The sequence below is a fragment of the uncultured Tateyamaria sp. genome, from assembly GCF_947503045.1.
Taxonomy (GTDB): domain Bacteria; phylum Pseudomonadota; class Alphaproteobacteria; order Rhodobacterales; family Rhodobacteraceae; genus Tateyamaria.
Genome location: NZ_CANNCF010000013.1, coordinates 1 through 18,779, shown reverse-complemented (window position 1 = coordinate 18,779; position 18,779 = coordinate 1). Strand labels below are relative to the sequence as shown.

Sequence of the window (18,779 nt, the reverse complement as noted above, 5' to 3'; positions counted from 1 at the left end):
GAAAACAAGACGTCGTAGAATTTCAGCGCGGCCTCGAAGTTGTTGGTTCCGAGGGTAACATATCCGATCATGCTTGCTCTCCGTGATTCTGTAGGCGTCTATTTCAACTCTACGCTCGGCTACCAAGACGCCTGGGTTGCTGCGCCAGACCGCCTTGCAAGCAGGGTCGAGGCCGGACCATGGCTCGGAATTGCCCGCACTTCAAAATTTTCGAAACGCTCGATTGCCTGCATCAATCGGGAGCGGGACATAAACCGGCCAGTCCCGCGAAACAAAAGCGCCTGGCGCATTAGGCTGTCGGCAAAGCCACGGGCAGGCTCATCTGCGCAGAACGCGAGACAAAGCGCGCCGCCGGCTCGAACAACCCTGCAAAGCTCACTCAAAGCCAGATGGGGATCGGGGACGGTTTCCAAAGCCCAAGCACACGTCACAAGATCGAAGGTGCCATCCTCAAACGGCAAGGACTCCAACCGTCCTTGTATCTTTGGCACAGGAATGTCGGTGCAGCGCGCAAGCATGGCCACAGACGGGTCGAGAAGGGTTATCAAATTCGGCGGCATGCCCTCGGCAATCAATCTACGTGCCAGGTTGCCGGTGCCGCAGCCAGCATCCAAAAACCTCGAATTCGGCGTCGCAAGTGCACGCACCAGACCTTCCAGGGCGGCCTGCGCCTCGCCGCCTGCATGACGCAGCCAGCGATGATGAAGTTTGTCGTAGCGAGGTGCGAGCTTGTCATAAAGATCAACCGCATCATCTAAAGGCGTTTCTGCCAACATCTATTTGGTCCTATTATTCATTCATCGTGTCCGCGGTGCGCGCACGTTTTTTACGGAGAACTTGCGTCGGATTGCGGCGCGGTGTGTTCGTGCTCGGGCCACGTCCATGCGGTCCAGAGAATTGCGATTAGAGCCACGATCTCGATGACGAGGTGGAAGGTGTCATCCATGTCGGTGGGGGCCGAGGAAAGGAGCGTACCCGTTGTGACGATCGCTGCAAGAAAGGTGACAGGGCGACCAATCCTGCGGGTTAGCAGGAGCGAAAAGAGCACCATCGAAATCGGCACTTGGACGAGGAAACCGCCCAAAAGCATCAGCCCTTCGGTGATCTCGATGCCGTTGTAGTGGCCTGTCAGCAGCATCTCGATATGGGACGCGAGGACAAACTGGTGAATATCGCGAAAGATGATGTTGAGCAGTATGAACAGCCACAGGGCCGAAAGAAGAATATGGGGATCGAGCCGTCTCATTTCGGTGTCTTCTTTCTTTGTTTCTGGAGTTTGCTGGTATCAGGCCAGGAGCAGGGTCGGGTTCAGGTCACAGCACCGGATCTGCGCGCCGCAAAGGCGCGCCGGATCAGGAGTTCCGCAATCGCAAGGTTGAGGGCCCACGCCCCAACCATCAGGAGGTCTCGCGAATATCCCTGCAGTTCGGTGTCAAAGAGGACCATTGCGACCAGAAAAAGCGCAGTCTGCGTGGAGGCCCCTTGGCCGATGGCATAGGCGCGCAGCATCGCGGCGCGGTGCGCGGCAACGTCTCGCGACCGGATCGCGACGACTGCCCATGCGATGAGGGCGACCATCGCGAGGCTAAGCGTGACCCTCGCCCCGTAAAGAAGTGGACCCTGCAGGGCGTCAGGAAATGCATAGGCCACGGTCATCCAGAGACCGGTGAGTGCGCTGACGCATCCTGCTACCGCCACGATCCGCCCGAGGGTCCTGTGCAGGGCGGGGCGGTAGCGCCTCAGGCTCGGCAGGAACTGCAAAGCCCCCACGAGGCAGAAAATTGAACTGCCAAGGATATGCAATGTGATCGGGAGGGGATTGATCACCGCACGCGGGTTCGGCGGGACGATCGCCGGAGCGCCGAAAAGTTCCGGAAGCCGGACCAGCCCGACGACTGCCGGAATGAAAGAGTAGAGGAACACGAGGGCAAGGAACGCCCATTCGCGACGGCTGATAAAATACATGTTTTGGTCTCTCAGAATAAGGTGGCGGTCTGGCTCAGGCGGGCTTGCGGGCGACGATAAAGGGGCTCAGTCGGTTCTTTCCGAAGTACCGCGTTTGCTCGATTTCGAACCCGGCCCGGATCAGGTGCCGGGTCAATTCAGCGCGACTCAAGATGATCACATCAGGCGCGATCCGCACCGCCATGAGCACACGAACCATGGCTCGCATCCAGCGCGGCGCGTCCTTCAGACACACCGTCTTTGATATGAATTGACCGCCGGTTTTCATTTGGTGGAATGCTGCATCCAGCACAGTGGGTATGTCATCCACCAGGTGAAGCAGGCTGAACGCGCAAATGACCTCGAACGGTTGGCCAGGAATGTGTTGCGCCGCCTCCGCCTGAAGAAATTCTGGTGTTCTCGCGGCATCTCCGCCTGATCGTGACCGGGCGATCCCGATCATCTCGGCAGAGAGGTCGGTTGCGGTCACATGAGCGACGACAGGCGCGATCTTTCTCGCTGTGCCGCCTGTCCCGCAGCCGATTTCAAGAACGCGATCGGTCGATCGAAGAAGCTCAGTGACGCATTCCAGCTTTTCTTCGTAGGCGGTGACATCGGCGATGGGCTTTTTGCGTACTTGGGCGCATGCCGGTCCCAGAAGGCTTGGGCAGTCATGTCGGTTTCCTTTGCATGTTGCACTTCAGGTTTGAAGCAGCGCGGATGTGCCAGTCGTAAGAAACTGCGGAGTACATTGTGTCGCTTTCGATTGCCGGGACTGGACGGGTCTCGTTTCGCAGCGGGTATCATTCATACGCGGATGAAAGGTCGATTGCCTAAATTCGTCCACCTGCTATACGCTCATGAATGAACTGGCAGGCCGTCTCCTTTGACTGGAACCAAGTGCGCGCCTTCCTCGCGACAGCGGAGGAGGGCTCGTTCAGCGGCGCGGCGCGCGTGCTGAAGACAACGCAGCCGACGATAGGACGGCAGATCGGTGCACTGGAGGAGGCACTTGGCGTCACGCTGGTGGAACGCAGCGTCCGTGGTCTTACCTTGACGGAAGCGGGGCGCGACCTGATTGATCACATGCGCACGATGGGCGAGGCTGCGACACTCATCTCGATGGTGGCCGACGGCAAATCTCAGGATGTCACCGGAGAAGTCACGGTCACGGGTACAGACCTATTGTCAGCAGCGATCCTGCCGGGCGTGCTCAAGCCGTTGCGACAGACAGCGCCCGGCATCCGCGTCCGCATCCTTGCGTCGAGCGAAATGCAGAATCTTACTCAGCGCGAGGCAGACATCGCGATACGCCACGTTCGCCCCGACCAGCCGGACCTTATTGCACGGCACTTGGGCGACTTTCGCGCCAATCTCTATGCCGCGACCGACTATCTCGATCGCGCGGGCCGCCCACGGACACCGCGCGATACGGCCACCCTCGATTTCGTAGGCAACGCCGACCCTGAACGCCTGATGACCCCGCTGCACAACATGGGCGTGCCCGTTCGCGCAGAGAGCTTCGTGATGTCAAGCGAGAGCGGTGTCGTGGCATGGGAATTGGTGAAAGCGGGCTACGGCGTCTCGATGCAGCCCGAAACGTTGGGCGAGGCTGAACCAAGCATCGAAAAAGTCTTGCCGGATTTCCCTTCGCTTGAGTTTCCAATCTGGCTGGTCACCCATCGGGAGTTGCAGACCAGCCGCCGTATCCGGATCGTATTCGACCTGCTGGCCCGGGGACTGTCAGACGTTGCGAAGCGCCGAGATGGTGGCGATTGACAGGTGTGAATGCGCCGTACCCGGAGTATGTGAAGTCGTGTGGCAGTAATTGAAGCTGCGCTTGCACGAGTTCGTCTTGTCCGATGAGTGTACGCTTATGTTGGGAATGCTGCGCAATCGATCAACGTCCGCTTTGGGGAAGCTGCGATGCGGCATCGTATTTCGCGATGAACGGCTGGTTTGGGCCGCTCATACCAAACCGGAGAACTCAAAAGTCTCACACTAAGTTCTGCGCAGGTCTAGTCGCAAAGAAGAACTTCTTTCGTACAGCCAAGGTAAATCCCAGGAAGATAACCGTGGCTCCGATGATTTCCGTTGTGTCGGGTTTTGGTCCGATTGCCACCCATGCAATCATCATTGCGACTGCAGGCGTAAATGTCGGCAGCAAGGCAGCTGTTTGTGCGCTCAGACGTTGCAGGGCGGCGACAAGTACAACAACGCTGAGGATGCCTCCGACGAAGCCTTGCATCGCGACTTGGGTCAAAAGCATTGGCAATTCAGTTTCGGAAAGGGAGGGCCAGGCAAACGGAGCGAGTGCGATCGCGGCGAGTATTGCTCCGAAGGACGCAATCGTGCTTGTGCCCTCGAGCACTGGTATTTGCCAATGACGCAGCAAGACTGTGTAAGCACCCCACATTGTTCCCGCGGTCACAAAAAAACCAACGCCCATCAGCCAGCTTTCGTCAACGCCAGTTGTTTCGATGCCGACCAGCAGTGAAAGCCCCGCAAACATGATCAGCGCGCCCAGCACCCGCTGTGCCGCAACCTGTTCTTGCAACAAGAGCATGCCCAGGAGTGTTCCAGAGACAAAAACCGCGACTGGGGCAAAGAGCAATCCGTATGACAAGGGCGCAAACTGGTAACCCGCCACTGCGATCAGGCCAAACAATGGACCTCCCAGAATTGCCAGAACAACCAGCTTGTGGATTGGCAAGCGGACAGCGGTCGCGCGGGACCGCAGCCAAATCAACAACGGAATGGCAAACACACCGGGTGTCAAATAGCGCAGAAAGCTCAACGCAGTGGGCGACATGCCTGTATCTATTCCGGCCTTCGCTGCAACGTTGAACCCGGCCCAACTGAGAATAGTGATTGCGCCAAACAGGGGCCCCATGACGGGGTTGTCTAAAAGACGTGGCATGGTGGTCGCTCCAAAATTTGTATTGTTTCCAGCCAAAGATGCACGCTTGGCTTCATGCCTTCCAATGCTAGTATTGGATCAAACCAATACCTTGGAGATATGCATTGGAGCTTCGTCACCTGCGCTACTTTGTGGCTGTTGCTGATCATGGTGGGATCAGCCACGCGGCGGAACGCCTCAACATCGCACAACCTGCCGTTTCCCGACAAATCAGGGATCTGGAGTTGGAGCTGGGCTTTGATCTGCTTTTGCGCGAAGGGCGCCGTGTGGTTCTGACTGATGCTGGGCGGGTCTTCGCGGAGCGTGCGCGTGCGATCCTGCAAGATGCAGAGGACGCGTCAGAGAGCGCACGCCGGATTTCGCAAGGCGAAGCGGGAATCCTTCGGGTTGGCCTGCTGGAAACGGCATCATGGGCCGGGCATGTGCCGCTCACGCTGAACCAGTTCAAGCGCAGACATGACCGTATCCGACTCGACATTCGACCGATGTCATCTGTGGCACAGATTGATGCGCTCTTGGCCGGAGAGATCGATGCCGCGTTTGTCTATCGACAAGACAATATATCGAATGAGGCTTTGGCCGTGCATCACCTGCGGACAGACAATGTCGTCTTGGCCGCGTCGACGGATCTGGTCTTTGAGAGTGATGGCCCTCTGGCGTTTGAAGAAATTGACGGCTTGCCCATCGTCGCGTTTCCCAGGGCTGTGGCCCCGGCCTATCATGATCAAATGTTCGGTGCCTTGAGGGAAATCGGGTTTGATGCGCAAATCGTGCAGGAAGCGCTAGACGAGACGACAATGCTCAGCCTTGTTTCAGCCGGTGTGGGATGCGCCTTTGTCAACTCCTCAAATATGCACCGCCCGCCGCGTCGGGTTCAGTTTCGCCCCGTCGAAGGGTTATCCGTACCGATTGAATTTCTGTTTCTGACACAGAAATCGCCTGGCAGTCTTGCCCAGTTGTTGGTTGATACGGTTTTGCAGATCGATGCCGGTGAGGCATCATAAATATGCCTTAACAGACTTTTTCATTATCACTTTTGACTGCCATGTTGAACCCATCGAAGCACACATCACCGATGGAGACACATTATGACACGCACTCTCAAAACCGCTCTTGCAAGTACGGCGATTGCCCTTGCTACAACCCTGCCAGCCATTGCGGACACAACGGCCGGCACACCAATTACGATGGAAACCCTGGTCGATCATGCCGAGATGATCCGGGTGGCCGATACGATAGACGCGGCCGTGGATGCCAAGGACTGGGCATTGGCCCGCAGTCTCTTTACTGATGAAATCCGCGTCGATTTCACCTCACTGATCGGCGGGGAGCCCGCAACGATCCCAGCAGACGGTCTCATCGCGGGGTGGTCCGGGAACCTCACCGAAGAAAAAGAGTCCTTCTACCTGCGTGGCAATCACAGGATCACATTCGAAGCTGATGGAGCGGCGACGATGGTCAGCCACGGCTATGCCTGGAACAAGATGGAGCGCGGTGCGCTGGCCGAGAATGGTGGCAACGCGCTTTGGGAAGTCTGGGGCACCTACGAGCACAGCTTTGTTCAAACCGAAGCAGGCTGGCGCGTGGATGGCATGAGCTTTTTTGCCACCGCCGAACGTGGCAACGACTTTGTCCGGAACACGCCGGGAAGCTGAAACAGCTTCAATCCCCCAAAATTTCTTTAACCCTCAGGAGCTATCCGATGACCAACGAAAACGGAGACATCAATCACAACCGGCGCGCTTTTCTGGCCGGTATCCCGGCCGCGGCAGCAACTGTCGCTCTGGGTGCTGCCCAAGTCAGCGCTCAGACGACAACCACAGTGGCATCCGGGCGCAGGATGCTCGGCAATCTGGAAGTGTCCGAGCTTGGGCTCGGCGTTCAGAACATGCACCGCACGTTTCACTCGATCGTGCCGGATCGTGACGAGATGATCGCCCTCATCCGCTCGGCCTATGAACAAGGGGTGACATTTTTTGACTGTGCCGAGGTGTACGGCCCCTTTCATTGTGAACGCATTCTAGGCGAAGCGATGGCCCCATTCCGCAACGACATTCAGGTGACGACCAAATTCGGGTTTGGCGTCGACCCCGAAACCGGCGAGTGGGACTTTACCGTCACCAGCCAGCCCGAGCGCATTCGGCGGGCGGTTGAAGGATCGCTGCAACGTCTGGGTACGGATCGGATTGATTTGCTGTACCAGCACCGCGTTGACCCGAACGTCCCGATCGAGGATGTCGCGGGCGTGGTAAAGGACCTGATGGATGAGGGTAAAGTGCTGCACTGGGGTCTGTCCGAGATGGGGCCAAACACGCTGCGCCGTGCCCATGAGATTTTGCCATTGAGTGCTGTGCAAAGCGAATACTCCATGCTGTGGCGCGGCCGGGAGGCGGATATCCTGCCCCTATGCGCTGAGCTTGGAATTGGCTTTGTACCCTTTGCACCGCTTGGCTACGGGTTCCTGACCGCGGCCATCGATATGCAGACCACTTTCGCCCCCAGCGACTTCCGCGCCCTCACCACGCGCATGGACCCGGACAATCGGGCGGCAAACATGGCGTTGGTAGATCTGGCGCGTGACTGGGCCGCAAAGAAGGGGGTGAAGCCTGGCCAGATTGCCCTCGCTTGGCTGATGACACAGAGCGACACCATCGTACCGATCCCGGGCACCACGCAGATGTCGCACCTGCGCGACAACATCGCGGCGGCGAACGTGGGCTTCACAGCAAGCGAACTGGAAGAGATCAGAGCCGCACTGGATAGTATCGAGGTCAAAGGCGGTCGTGCACCACAACTCGTCGCTGACTGGTCAGACGTCGAAGCACCGGACGCCTGATGCCCTGAAATGATGAGGCATGGCTCTGCAGGGGGCCATGCCTGTTCCCATACTACGAAAGGAAGGCCTGCCGGGAGGATATGAGGAAATCGGGATGGGTCTGGGACAATAACCGCCGTTTCGGGACAATAATTTCCGCACGATCTATATCTAGGCAGGGCTGCTTCAAAAGGCATATGTGATGGAAGATACCTTCGAACGGGAGTCCGCAGCGCGGCTTATCCGAGCTGAACAGACCGGACTGCGCATGGCCCTGGCGTGCCGTTCTGCGGCAACGGGTGCCGCATTCATATGGTATGTGCTTGCTGCTGTGCTGTTTCCCGAGGTGACCCCCCGTCTTGCAACCATCGGCGTGCTTTTGGCGTTTACAGCGGTCGGTGTTGCTCATGTCGCGATTATCGGTACCACATATGATCGGCCCTGGATCAAATTTGCAATTTACGGACTGGACGTCTGTGCAATTTGCGCGGTCTTCGCGCTAGTGCCGATCAGTCGGGCAGATGATGTGCCACAGATCATCGCGTTTCGCGCATACGGTATCTATTTTCTGTTTCCACTTCTCGCGATGGCATGCCTCAGCCTCTCGTGGCGGCTGGTGCTTTGGACCGGGGGCACGATCATCGCAGCATGGTGGGTGGCGTTTAGCTGGGTGCAAAACCAGATGGGCAGCTATCTGTCCTGGGCGGACATGCCGACGAACGCAACTAGGGCCGATTATGAAAACGTGTTTTTGTCGATTGACTTCATTGGGCGTGGCAACCGCATCGAGGAAACGGGCATGGTGTTCTTCGCGACGCTTGCGCTGGCCGCTGCCGTCTACCGCGCGCGCGCCGTGTTTTTTGCGCAGGTTGCCGCCGATATCGACCGACAAAAAGAGCAAACCTTGCGCGAACGCGTCTCCGATTTGCTGGGAAGGCACGTACCAGAAGCGATTGCGACGCGGTTGATCGAAGACGACACGCCCTTACGTCCGCAGCGGACGCGCGGCACGGCGCTGGTTATGGATGTTGCTGGGTTCACGGCGTTTTCGGCCCAGCATCCGCCCGAACATGTGATTGAGACGCTGGATGCATTTCTCTCAGACACAGCCAAAGTCGTGTCTGAAAAAGGAGGTGTCGTTCTGTCTTACCTGGGCGATGGGTTTCTCGCGACATTTAACACGCCCGTATCTGTCACCGACCATGAAATGGCTGCGCTCGCAGCCGCCAAAGACTTGGTGACAGTCGCCAAAACGCACGGCTTTGACGTGCGCATTGGGATTGCGAGTGGCGATTTGGTGACGGGCATCATTGGAAACGAAACGCGACAGTCTTTTACCGTCTATGGGGACGCCGTAAACTTGGCATCGCGGATGGAAGGGTTAGGAAAAAATCTGAAAAAATCCATTCTTTTGGACCAAGCGACCGGCGTCTCCGTTGGCGATCGTGTGGACGTGACACGTCTTGGCAGCTTTCAGATCCGCGGTGTGGAAGAGCAAACCGAGGTCTTTACGGCCTCGTAGGTCAACTGGGCGACACTCATCGTTGCACAGACAGGTGCCGCGAGTCCGGAAAATTAGCTGAATTTGTACCGAACCGCTTACGGATCGGTTTTCGATAGATATGTGTTTCAAGCCGGTCGAATACTTGAGCTCATAGTGAGCCCCTACTGCGAACAATTACCATTTCAATGAATAAGAGTTACGTACAGGACGAGCTTTTCTCCACTCTCAAAGCAATGCTGCATGAGCAATAGCTGTAGCTGCATAAGTCCGGTTTGTCCGCAGACTTCCAGTTCGCCGAGTGCTCGAATTCGCGCTTGCAGCGAAGGTCTGCTATGCGGGCTGCGACCGCGGCATAGGGATTGGGTGGCGAATGTCTCTTATGGGCCGGGACTATAAGATTTGTATGACGATCTTTCCCAGATGGTTGTTGGTTGCCATGTACGCATAGGCACCCGAGACATCGGAGAGCGGGAAAACACGATCAATGACGGGTTTAAGCTCTCCACTGGCCCAGAGCGGGCTCAGGAAGTCGACTGCTCTTCTGCGGCGATCCGCATGATCCAGAAGATGCCAGACCAAATGGAAGCCTCTGATGGTGATACCTTTTGTCAGAATTGGATAGAACGGCAACCCCGGAATTTCACCTGACTGAAAGCCCATCAGAACCATATTCCCCTCAGGGACAAGAGCTTCGGCGGCGGGCGCTATCATGTCTCCGATAACGGAATCGCAGACAAGGTCCACGCCCTTTCCATTTGTGATCTCTTTCAGGCGGGCGCCGATATCTTCGTCATCCGTGACAATCACATGATCCGCACCCGCTTTATTGAGGTCGTCGACCTTTTTCTGCGTTCTGGTGGTTCCGATACTGGTGGCACCAATCTGCTTCAGTATCTGAAAAGCGGCCGTTCCTACGCTGGAACTCGCCCCGGTAATCAAGACCGTTCTGCCCGCTGCGTTCAGGGGCATTTCGCCCGCTTGAACGATCATTCCGTAGGCTGTTGTATAGGCCATCCAGAATGCAGCGGCATCCTCGAAACTGATACCTTCCGGGATCCGTTCCAAAGCATAAGCTGGCACGTTTACAATTTCGGCCAGGGTGCCATATTTTGCCCAATCGATCATCGGCAACACGCAGACCCTGTCACCTTCCGCGAAATCCGTAACACCAGAACCAACGCTGATGATTTCTCCTGCGCCTTCTGCACCCAAGGGTGCATTTGGAATTGGTGGCTCGACGAGATAATGACCAGCGACATAAAGTAGCTCAGCCCGATTGAGGCCCGCCACGCGCATTCGAAGTTGCACTTCATCGGCCGCAGGCGGCTGACCGGGCACATCGACAAGCTTGATTTTCTCAGGTCCTCCAAGCGTGTCAAATTGTGCGGTGAGTGGCATAGCTTGTCCTTTCAAAGCGAGTGTTCCCACAAGACTACTGGTGCTTTTTCGCAAGATCACGTAGCGTATTGGCATCTAAATGGTGCAAAAATGCGAGGTCGGTTTGGACTGGGAAGACATCAAAACGCTGTGCGCCGTCGTTCAGCACAAGACGGTTCGTGCCGCGGGGGAAGCGCTTGGTGTCCATCACACCACGGTTGGTCGAAGGGTCGACTCGCTGGAAGAAAGCCTTGGCACGAGCCTGTTCAACCGAACGCCCGACGGGTTGCTTCTGACCTCTGCCGGAGAGACCCTGTACCGGGTCGCACAGACCTTTGGCGAAGCATTGATTGATGCGGAGCGCAGCATCGCGGGCCTTGACGATGAACTGGCCGGTCCCTTGACCGTCACGATGCCCGAGCCGTTGCTCAATGTGCTCTTCATTCCGGAATTGCCAGGTTTTATCGCGCAACACCCGTCGATCGAGTTGCGCTTTGATCCGTCACTGTCGATCCGGGACGTCGCGCGGCGCGAGGCGGATTTTGCCGTCAGGCTGGACAACAATCCGCCGGACACTTTGGTCGGCAAACGCCTCTATGCATACACAGAGGCGGCCTATGCAAGGCCCGACTATCTGTCACGGGATCCAAAATCATATCGCTGGCTTGGTTGGGGGACGGCAACACAAGGTGCGCCGGAATGGGTGCGTACATCTGAGTTTCCGGACAACCCCGTCTGGGGCGTCTTCCCGACAATTCCAGCGCAACACGCAGCGGCACGGGAAGGTTTAGGTATTGCGATCCTGCCTTGCCTGTTTGGCGACGCAGACCCGGACCTACAGCGCGCAGGCAAGAGAGCTCCGGTCAAGAGCCGTGACATCTGGTTGCTTACGCACAACGACCTGCGCCAGACCGCGCGTGTTCAAGCATTCATGGGCTTTGCGGAGGCGGTTTTACGCAAACATCGGAAGCGTCTGATCGGCGAGGCGTAAGCCCGTCGCGAAAACGCACCAATTGTCTGCAAACATACTCCGTGATGTTGCGAAATTGCGATGCTACTTCTGGACCAGCGCAACAATCTTGGTTCGGAAACTCCTATGCTCGACACATCCAAAGACGTGCATCCACGCATTAAGGAGCTAGGGCTTGAGGGCGAGTATCCATTCGCGTCCCACTTTACGCAGACGCCAATGGGTCAGATGCATTATCTCGATGAGGGTGCGGAGAATGAGCGCTCAACAGTGTTGGCGGTACATGGCAATCCGTCTTGGTCGTTTCTGTATCGAGCGTTGGTCAGGGGGCTCTCAAGAGAGCGTCGTATCGTCGTGCCAGATCACATTGGCTTCGGTCTGTCTGACAAACCTGATGACGAAGCCGCCTATACGCTGACCGCCCACATTGACCATCTTGAGGCTCTGGTCCTCCGGCTTGACCTGAAAAACATCACCCTTGTGATGCAAGATTGGGGCGGCCCGATTGGCCTCGGCGTCGCGGCCCGTCATCCTGAGCGCATCAAGGCACTGGTGGTGATGAACACATTTGGGTTTTACCCACCAGTCGACGGGTTGGACCCGGAAAAGCTCAAGCTGCCGCCGCCGCTCCTCATGATGAGGTCCAAAGGTCTGGGCGACTTCATGGTGCGCCGCTTGGGGTTTTTTGAGCGGCAAGTCATGACCATGGCCACCGCGACAAAGCGCAAGGGTGCCGCGAAGCGGGCTTATCGTGATGTTTTTCGAAACCGTTCGGAACGCGCCGGTGTTATGGCGTTTCCGCGCATGATCCCGACCAACACGGCGCATCCAGCCGCCAAGATTCTGATCGAGCAAACAGACCCCTATGTCGAACAGTTTAACGGCCCTGCACAAATCTTCTGGGGGCTAAAGGACCCGCTGATCCCAATCGGAGCATTGGCCGCCTGGAAGAAACGTTTGCCTCAGGCCGGCGTCACCGAGTTCAAGACGGCGCGTCACTATCTGCAAGACGACGAGCCCGACGCTCTTGTCCGTGAGCTTCGCACATTTTTGGCCACCAAAGCCGATTGATCCATCACTCACACCTCACAAGGAGACAACACATGACCCTCAAAATTTCCAGACGTTCCGTTCTGCAGGGAACCGCTGCAACAATCGCTGTCGTGTCAGCGGTTCCTGTGTTCGGCGATGGGTTTACCCCATCTGCAGAGATGCAGTTCGAGAAAAAGTATGTCGAAGTGAACGGCTCTCAGATGGCCTACGTCGATGAAGGGAATGGACCGGTCGTTCTGTTCCTGCATGGGAACCCCACATCGTCCTACCTTTGGCGCAATATCATCCCGTTCGTGAGTGATACGCATCGTGCAATTGCCCCTGATCTCATCGGCATGGGCGACAGCGACAAACCCGATATCGACTACACGTTTGCTGACCATGCGGAATACCTCGACGATTTCATTGAAGCCCTCGGGTTGCAAGACATCACTCTGGTCATCCATGACTGGGGCTCGGTCTTGGGGATGCGATATGCGCGTCTGAACGAAAGCAACGTGAAAGCGGTGGCTTTCATGGAGGCGGGGATCCCACCCGCGCTTCCCGCACCCAGCCTTGAGGCAATGGGAGAGCCAAGTGCGCAGCTCTTTGGGATGTTGCGCTCACCAGCAGGTGAAGAAGCGGTTTTGCAGGGTAATTTCTTTGTAGAAGAAGTCTTGGGCAAGATGGCCGTCGCAACACCGCTTTCGCAAGAGGTACTGGACAACTACCGCGCACCATTCCCAACGCCTGAAAGCCGCAAACCCACCTTAGTCTGGCCGCGACAGGTACCCATCGCTGGCGAGCCTGCGGACACCGCGGAAGTGATCACTGCCAATGGTGATTGGCTGTACTCGACCGAAATGCCCAAATTGATGCTGCACGTCGCACCCGGTGCGCTAATGCCGCCGCCGGTTGTCGAATACGTGAAGGCCAACGCGTCTAATCTGGAAGATGTGTTCCTCGGCCCCGGCGTTCACTTCGTCCAGGAAGATCACCCTGAAGCCATCGGTCGCGCCCTGCGCGATTGGGTCGACCGGTTGCCGAGCTGAGGAGCGAAAAATGAGCACGCAAATCCCCGTTCTCCTTGTCGCATCGCTTCGCGTCGAAGAAATGGCCAGCTTTCAGGCTGGCTATGTCGCCCCCTTGAAGGCGATCAACGATCGGCACGGCGTCGAAACTATTGTCGCCACTCCGCAGCTGGATGCCCTTGAGGGAGAACTCACAGCCAACGTCATGGCGGTTTTGCGCTTCCCGTCACAGGCGGCGTTGGACGCTTGGTATGCCGATCCCGACTACCTTCCGCTTATTGAAGCACGGCAAGCCGCAACCGATCAATCAGCATCAACCCTCGTTGCGCTGACACCAATGGCTTAACAGCCAAATAACGGAAGAAAGATTAGGAATATGAGCTTTGAATTTGCCCTTGTAGGCTTTGCGCTTGTCACCATGACCGCGCTTACCATTGAGATTGCCTATGCCTACATCAGTTGGGGCTTTGGCTACGGCTTTTCTTCCAACCGCCCCATAGTAGAACGAGGCGCCTTAGGCCTACGCATTCAGCGCGCCTACCAAAACCAAGTCGAGTCTGCCGCTTACATCGTTCCGGTATTGGCAGGCGCGGCGTTTTTGGGCGTCACAGGTGAGGGTCCAACACTCGCGGCAGCAATCATAGTTTTCGGACGCGCCGCGTTTGTGCTTCTGTACTATACAGGCATTCCGTTCATCCGCATTCTCGGCTTCACCTGCGGCTCGCTCGGGTCGCTGTATTTGGGAATTCAATGCCTCTTAGTTGCTGTCGGATAACATCGGAGACCAAGCGACTTCGAAGCCAGATTTTCGAAATAGTTCTGTCGATCCATGCTATTGCTGGTCAAAGGGCAATTCGTGACAGCTTTGTCTCGCCGACCTGGTGGCGGCTAAGGTCTGCACAGAGCTAAGTAGAAGCCGATGGTGCACGTTGCAAGTTGGCTGCTTTCAACATGTGGGCACTAATGTGATACGACCCGGCAGCGCGGTTGGTTCACGTCGTTGGCTCTTTGAATGGACCTCAGCAGGGCCATTTCGCTCGCCAAGACGACGACTTCAGAGTTTTCAACCTTTTATCCGATTTACTGTGGAAGAATGGCTGGTGCAGCCATCAAGTCAGGCCCTTAGGGACTTGCGATACTCTGACGGCGTCATTTGCGCGAATGCTCGAAACGCTTTGTTGAAAGCGCTGAGGGAGTTGAACCCGCAAGCCGCGCCGATTTCGATGACCGACAGAGAGTCATCGGACAGCAGCTCGACTGCACGGATCATACGAACGCGGGTCAGAACCTGCGACCACGACAGGCCGACATCCTCCGCGAAACGCCGCTGCATCGTGCGTTCCGACAAATTGGCCCCTCGGGCCACGTCTCCGGCCGTCAGGCCGTCCGCCAGTCGATCCTCGGTGATCCCGATGGCCCGCCGCAAACCGGGGTCGCTGGCGTAGGGTCGCTTGACATCGACCGAGCGCGGCACGAGCCCCGCGCAGACGTTCAGCAGCGCCTCGAAGAACCCCTCGGCCTCCTCCGGATGGCTGTTGTCTGGCCCCCAATCGCTGCAGTGCTGGATCATGTGACGGGCGAGCGCAGACATCTGAAAAACGCTCGTTGCGGACGGGAAGGTCCTGCAGAAACCCGGTCGGGTCAAAACCGAACAACTCGTCACTGGACGCTCAAGATCGACCCGGAATGCGGTTCCGGCTGGTATCCAAGCGGCGAAGGATGGCGGCAGCAGCCAGCTCGCCGCGTCCACATTCAGGCGAAGCGCACCGCGCACGGTGTAGAGCAGGTAATCACGCTCGAAAACCGCGTCCAAGGGAGGACGGGGCTCGATATCTTGAAAATAGCAATAGGCGGCATGTTCCCATTTGGTCATTTTCTAATGAGTATCAAACTCCGCCACCACGGTCACGGGCGGGGACGTCATCATGGGGCGTAGACCTTGGCCGAGCGTGGCGAAGGTCTCGCTTGCGCGGTAGGCGTCGAACGCCTCCATGCTATCCCAGTGCTGAAGGATCGCGACACCATCTCCGGACGGCCTGCTGAACAGCGCGTAGTGGTGGCACCCATCCATGTTGCGAACTGTTTCGGCCTGGTCCTCGAACAGGGTCATGGCGGCTTGAAGATCGGAGGCGGCAAAAGCTGCTTCGACGGTGATAAGTTTCATGATGTGTTACTTACAGGTCTTCGGGGTTGCCAACGGCGATCAGGGTAACGAGACCGCGCGGCTCGCCCAAATTGGCGTCCATTACCACAAAACCGTCGGCAGTGCGCATGAGCTGCGTGCAGCTGTTCTGCGGCCCATTTTCCCAGTCGATGCAATACTGATCTCCGTCCAGCGCCCCTGTCCCAACCAGTTTTGGTCCGGCGGGCAGCTGCGCCGCGGCAGACCCGTCCACGCCATAGTAGATCGGCGCAGTGCCGCCATCGGGCGCACCCGGCGCGCCGGCCGGAATGTCGACATAGAGTGTGTTGCCTGTGACGAGCGCGTCGAGCTGCGCCGCATCCATGGTCTCTTGCGCGAAAGCGGCACCCCCAAGTAGGGCGGTCGCAACGGTCATTGATATCAAAAATTTGAGTTTCATTGTTCAGTCCTTTCCATGATGGTTCGAACTTATGCGTGCAGCCGTTGGCGGTCCTGCAATTGTTCGCCAAATTCGCGCTCCAACACGCCAAAATTTGTGTACGCGCAGAATCGACAGATTCCTTTGCGCTTCTGTCTTCGTCGATGACCACCGTCCGTGGTCGGCAACCCAAAAGCGGGCAATCACTTCGTTGATGGTAACGGTAGTAGTGTCCTCAAATGGTTAGTTCGGATGATCATGAATTCCGGTGGTGCGGCGAATGTCGGCGACAAAAACTGCGACCGCAGCATCTTGACCGGTGGGTGAATGGCAGGAATGGGCCGTCACTGCCGAAGTTCACTTAGCACATCGGCGCGTTCTAACGCACGCCGCAGCGCATGGTTTGAAACCCGCACATAAATTTCGGTGGTCTTGAGCTTCGCGTGTCCAAGGAGCGCCTGCACCATGCGAATGTCGATGCCTTCCTCGATCAGCAGCGTCGCGGCCGAGTGCCGGAACCGGTGCGGGGTCAGATGGGGTTCAATGCCAAGCAGTTTTGACAGCGCCCGCAGTCGCTTGCGGAAGGTGGCGGCGCGGAGCCGGCGTCCTACCGTGTTGAGGAACAGCGGCGCTGCACTGGACCCGTGTTCGGAACGCTTCTGACAGAAGTGTTGAAACTCTTCCTGTAGCTTCCGGTTCGGCACAAAGACGATCCGTTCCTTGCTACCTTTACCTCGCACGAGCATTTGGCCGCCGTCCGGCGACACATCGCGGACCTTCACGTTGGTCAACTCACTGATCCGAAGCCCGGTCACGATTAACAATTTTATGATCAAGAGCGTAACGGCATCTTGCGATGTAGGCGCCGCGGCATCCGCGCCTGGCGTCGATCGTGCAGCAATGGCGCGCTCACCGGCTTGGAGAACCGCTCTGAGGATGTCTCGATCGATGGGGCGCGGCAAGCGACGCGGTATTCTCACCGAGATACGGATATCGGCGAACGGGGAGGGCAGGGCGCTGTTCCGATCTTCGCGCCAGGCATAATACGACTTGAGGGTGACGAGCCGCCGCTCGATAGTCGCGGGCCGGGCGGCAAGCTCATCGCGCAGATGCCGGTGGTAGGCGAGGATGTCCTCTTTCGACAGCGGATCGGTGAGGTGCTGTGCCTTGGTGAAGCGCGCGAAGGTGCGAAGATCCTGGGCATAGGCACGGAGCGTATGGTGGCCGAGGCTGCGCTCATCACGGCGCGAATTGACGAAGGCGGTGTGGTCGAGTTGGGGCATGCTGAACTCCTTTGGTTGGGTTCAGCCAGTTCAGCACGGACGGGTCGCTGTGCGTAAATCACCCGCCGGGGCGGTAACGATAATGGGACCTCCTTATCGTCAAAAGCTGTCTTTCAAATCCATTCCACCAGGCGTCCGCTTTGCGGACAAGGACGAAACCGCTCGCGCAGTATAGGCACTTGTGGCGGGTTATGCGCGCTGAACTTGGCGCTGTAATTTTGTAGATGAGCACGCCTGTCAGACGATTGGGACCTTCTCAATCTGATGACAGGAGGTTTCAATGTCAGACCAATATGTACCAGCTCTGCGCCGTCGTTTCCTTGAAGACATGCGGATCAAGGGGCTGCAGCCGAAGACGCAGACGATGTATCTGCGGGCGATGCGGGAGTTCACGCGGTATCTGGGCCATTCGCCTGATAGCGCGACACCGGAGGAGTTGCGGGCGTTTCAACTCGACATGAAGGAGCGCGGCGTGGGTGCGCCGACCTTCAATAATCGGCTGACGGTGTTGAGCTTTTTCTATGCCACGACCTGTCCGCGCCCGGAGATGAAGCGGCACATGCGGTATCAGCGGGCAGCCAAGAAGATACCTGTCGTGCTGAGCGCTGAGGAAGTGACGCGTATTCTCGAGGCCGCACCTGGACCTGGATTGCGATACCGCGCAGCCTTCAGCGTGGCTTATGGCGGCGGGCTACGTGCGAGAGAGGTGACCCACCTGAAGGTTGGCGATATCGACAGCGACCGCATGTTGATCCGCATCGACCAGGGCAAAGGCCGCAAGGACCGCCATGTGATGCTGTCGCCGAGCCTGTTGGAGCTTCTGCGTGACTACTACCGCGAAGCCCGGCCCGCAGGCTGGCTCTTTCCCGGTCGCAACCGGGTCGATCCGATCTCGACGCGGCAGTTCAACAGGGCCTTTGGCGTCGCCAGTGATTTTGCCGAGATCAAGAAGAAGGTGTCCCCGCACACGCTGCGGCACAGCTTTGCCACGCATCTTCTGGAGGGCGGGACTGACATAAGGGTGATCCAGGTCTTGCTGGGTCATGCCAAGCTGGAGACCACGACGGTCTACACCAAGGTGGCGACCAAGACGATCCGGGACGTGACCAGCCCGCTCGATCTGCTGGTGAGACGAGAGGCGGCACCCGGCTGATCCCAGTCCCATGCCCCGCCCAAAGCTGGAGGTCGCGGATATCTTCCGCGCCCATGGTGCTGCATATCGACGGCAACATGACGGGTATCTGAACCTTCCCCAATTGAAGGTATGGACCTGTCGCGCTTTCGTGCCGCCCCAAGTGCTCGTTTAAGCCACTTTTCTTTCGAATGCGACGGGGCTTTTCCA

The 18,779-nt window shown here is 57.5% G+C and carries 21 protein-coding genes; 11 read left to right on the top strand and 10 right to left on the bottom strand.

The window, feature by feature from the left end; genetic code table 11:
• Positions 1 to 119: 119 nt before the first annotated feature.
• From Q1A89_RS22870 to Q1A89_RS22855, 4 genes are all read right to left on the bottom strand, one after another.
• Positions 120 to 776 carry a methyltransferase domain-containing protein gene (locus Q1A89_RS22870; RefSeq protein ID WP_299733971.1) on the bottom strand — a complete coding sequence of 219 codons (657 nt, stop codon included), beginning with the start codon at positions 774 to 776 and terminating at the stop codon, positions 120 to 122.
• A gap of 50 nt (positions 777 to 826) precedes the next feature.
• Positions 827 to 1,246: a DUF6326 family protein gene (locus Q1A89_RS22865; RefSeq protein ID WP_299733969.1), complete on the bottom strand. Its 420-nt coding sequence runs from the start codon at positions 1,244 to 1,246 to the stop codon at positions 827 to 829.
• A 62-nt stretch (positions 1,247 to 1,308) separates the two neighbouring features.
• Positions 1,309 to 1,965: a DUF2306 domain-containing protein gene (locus Q1A89_RS22860; RefSeq protein ID WP_299733967.1), complete on the bottom strand. Its 657-nt coding sequence runs from the start codon at positions 1,963 to 1,965 to the stop codon at positions 1,309 to 1,311.
• A gap of 34 nt (positions 1,966 to 1,999) precedes the next feature.
• Positions 2,000 to 2,536: a class I SAM-dependent methyltransferase gene (locus tag Q1A89_RS22855; RefSeq protein ID WP_299733995.1), complete on the bottom strand. Its 537-nt coding sequence runs from the start codon at positions 2,534 to 2,536 to the stop codon at positions 2,000 to 2,002.
• A 272-nt stretch (positions 2,537 to 2,808) separates the two neighbouring features.
• On the opposite strand from Q1A89_RS22855, the gene Q1A89_RS22850 reads away from it, so the two are divergent.
• Positions 2,809 to 3,723: a LysR family transcriptional regulator gene (locus tag Q1A89_RS22850; protein ID WP_299733965.1), complete on the top strand. Its 915-nt coding sequence runs from the start codon at positions 2,809 to 2,811 to the stop codon at positions 3,721 to 3,723.
• 217 nt (positions 3,724 to 3,940) lie between these two features.
• On the opposite strand, the gene Q1A89_RS22845 is transcribed toward Q1A89_RS22850, so the two are convergent.
• Positions 3,941 to 4,864, bottom strand: a complete 924-nt coding sequence (locus tag Q1A89_RS22845; protein WP_299733963.1) for a DMT family transporter — start codon at positions 4,862 to 4,864, stop codon at positions 3,941 to 3,943.
• Between the two features lie 104 nt (positions 4,865 to 4,968).
• Here Q1A89_RS22845 and Q1A89_RS22840 point away from each other — a divergent pair, with 104 nt between their 5' ends.
• The 4 genes from Q1A89_RS22840 (at position 4,969) to Q1A89_RS22825 (ending at position 9,201) form a co-directional block, all read left to right on the top strand.
• Positions 4,969 to 5,868 carry a LysR family transcriptional regulator gene (locus tag Q1A89_RS22840; RefSeq protein WP_299733961.1) on the top strand — a complete coding sequence of 300 codons (900 nt, stop codon included), beginning with the start codon at positions 4,969 to 4,971 and terminating at the stop codon, positions 5,866 to 5,868.
• Positions 5,869 to 5,952: 84 nt separating this feature from the next.
• Positions 5,953 to 6,519, top strand: coding sequence for a nuclear transport factor 2 family protein (locus Q1A89_RS22835; protein WP_299733959.1), 567 nt, complete (start codon positions 5,953 to 5,955; stop codon positions 6,517 to 6,519).
• A 47-nt stretch (positions 6,520 to 6,566) separates the two neighbouring features.
• Positions 6,567 to 7,700 carry an aldo/keto reductase gene (locus Q1A89_RS22830; protein ID WP_299733957.1) on the top strand — a complete coding sequence of 378 codons (1,134 nt, stop codon included), beginning with the start codon at positions 6,567 to 6,569 and terminating at the stop codon, positions 7,698 to 7,700.
• Between the two features lie 181 nt (positions 7,701 to 7,881).
• Entirely contained in the window at positions 7,882 to 9,201 is a 1,320-nt protein-coding gene (locus tag Q1A89_RS22825) for an adenylate/guanylate cyclase domain-containing protein (RefSeq protein ID WP_299733955.1), read from the top strand.
• A 372-nt stretch (positions 9,202 to 9,573) separates the two neighbouring features.
• Here Q1A89_RS22825 and Q1A89_RS22820 read toward each other — a convergent pair whose 3' ends face one another.
• Positions 9,574 to 10,581 carry a zinc-dependent alcohol dehydrogenase family protein gene (locus Q1A89_RS22820; RefSeq protein ID WP_299733953.1) on the bottom strand — a complete coding sequence of 336 codons (1,008 nt, stop codon included), beginning with the start codon at positions 10,579 to 10,581 and terminating at the stop codon, positions 9,574 to 9,576.
• 103 nt (positions 10,582 to 10,684) lie between these two features.
• Between Q1A89_RS22820 and Q1A89_RS22815 the strand changes: the two genes are divergently transcribed.
• The 5 genes from Q1A89_RS22815 (at position 10,685) to Q1A89_RS22795 (ending at position 14,368) form a co-directional block, all read left to right on the top strand.
• Positions 10,685 to 11,551 carry a LysR family transcriptional regulator gene (locus Q1A89_RS22815; protein WP_299733951.1) on the top strand — a complete coding sequence of 289 codons (867 nt, stop codon included), beginning with the start codon at positions 10,685 to 10,687 and terminating at the stop codon, positions 11,549 to 11,551.
• Positions 11,552 to 11,656: 105 nt separating this feature from the next.
• Positions 11,657 to 12,601 carry an alpha/beta fold hydrolase gene (locus tag Q1A89_RS22810; protein ID WP_299733949.1) on the top strand — a complete coding sequence of 315 codons (945 nt, stop codon included), beginning with the start codon at positions 11,657 to 11,659 and terminating at the stop codon, positions 12,599 to 12,601.
• 32 nt (positions 12,602 to 12,633) lie between these two features.
• Entirely contained in the window at positions 12,634 to 13,614 is a 981-nt protein-coding gene (locus Q1A89_RS22805) for a haloalkane dehalogenase (protein ID WP_299733947.1), read from the top strand.
• A 10-nt stretch (positions 13,615 to 13,624) separates the two neighbouring features.
• Positions 13,625 to 13,939, top strand: coding sequence for a DUF1330 domain-containing protein (locus Q1A89_RS22800; protein WP_299733945.1), 315 nt, complete (start codon positions 13,625 to 13,627; stop codon positions 13,937 to 13,939).
• Between the two features lie 30 nt (positions 13,940 to 13,969).
• Complete coding sequence (locus Q1A89_RS22795; protein ID WP_299733943.1) at positions 13,970 to 14,368, top strand: MAPEG family protein; 399 nt, start codon at positions 13,970 to 13,972, stop codon at positions 14,366 to 14,368.
• A gap of 339 nt (positions 14,369 to 14,707) precedes the next feature.
• Here Q1A89_RS22795 and Q1A89_RS22790 read toward each other — a convergent pair whose 3' ends face one another.
• The 4 genes from Q1A89_RS22790 to Q1A89_RS22775 all read right to left on the bottom strand — a co-directional run bounded on the left by Q1A89_RS22790 (position 14,708) and on the right by Q1A89_RS22775 (position 17,437).
• Complete coding sequence (locus tag Q1A89_RS22790; RefSeq protein WP_299733941.1) at positions 14,708 to 15,466, bottom strand: AraC family transcriptional regulator; 759 nt, start codon at positions 15,464 to 15,466, stop codon at positions 14,708 to 14,710.
• 3 nt (positions 15,467 to 15,469) lie between these two features.
• The gene (locus tag Q1A89_RS22785; RefSeq protein ID WP_298971822.1) at positions 15,470 to 15,757 is read right to left on the bottom strand and encodes an antibiotic biosynthesis monooxygenase; all 288 of its coding nucleotides are present in this window, start codon (positions 15,755 to 15,757) and stop codon (positions 15,470 to 15,472) included.
• 10 nt (positions 15,758 to 15,767) lie between these two features.
• Positions 15,768 to 16,175: a hypothetical protein gene (locus Q1A89_RS22780; RefSeq protein WP_299733938.1), complete on the bottom strand. Its 408-nt coding sequence runs from the start codon at positions 16,173 to 16,175 to the stop codon at positions 15,768 to 15,770.
• A 323-nt stretch (positions 16,176 to 16,498) separates the two neighbouring features.
• Positions 16,499 to 17,437 carry a tyrosine-type recombinase/integrase gene (locus Q1A89_RS22775; protein WP_299733936.1) on the bottom strand — a complete coding sequence of 313 codons (939 nt, stop codon included), beginning with the start codon at positions 17,435 to 17,437 and terminating at the stop codon, positions 16,499 to 16,501.
• Positions 17,438 to 17,717: 280 nt separating this feature from the next.
• On the opposite strand from Q1A89_RS22775, the gene Q1A89_RS22770 reads away from it, so the two are divergent.
• Positions 17,718 to 18,590, top strand: a complete 873-nt coding sequence (locus tag Q1A89_RS22770) for a site-specific integrase (protein ID WP_299733934.1) — start codon at positions 17,718 to 17,720, stop codon at positions 18,588 to 18,590.
• Positions 18,591 to 18,779 lie beyond the last annotated feature (189 nt).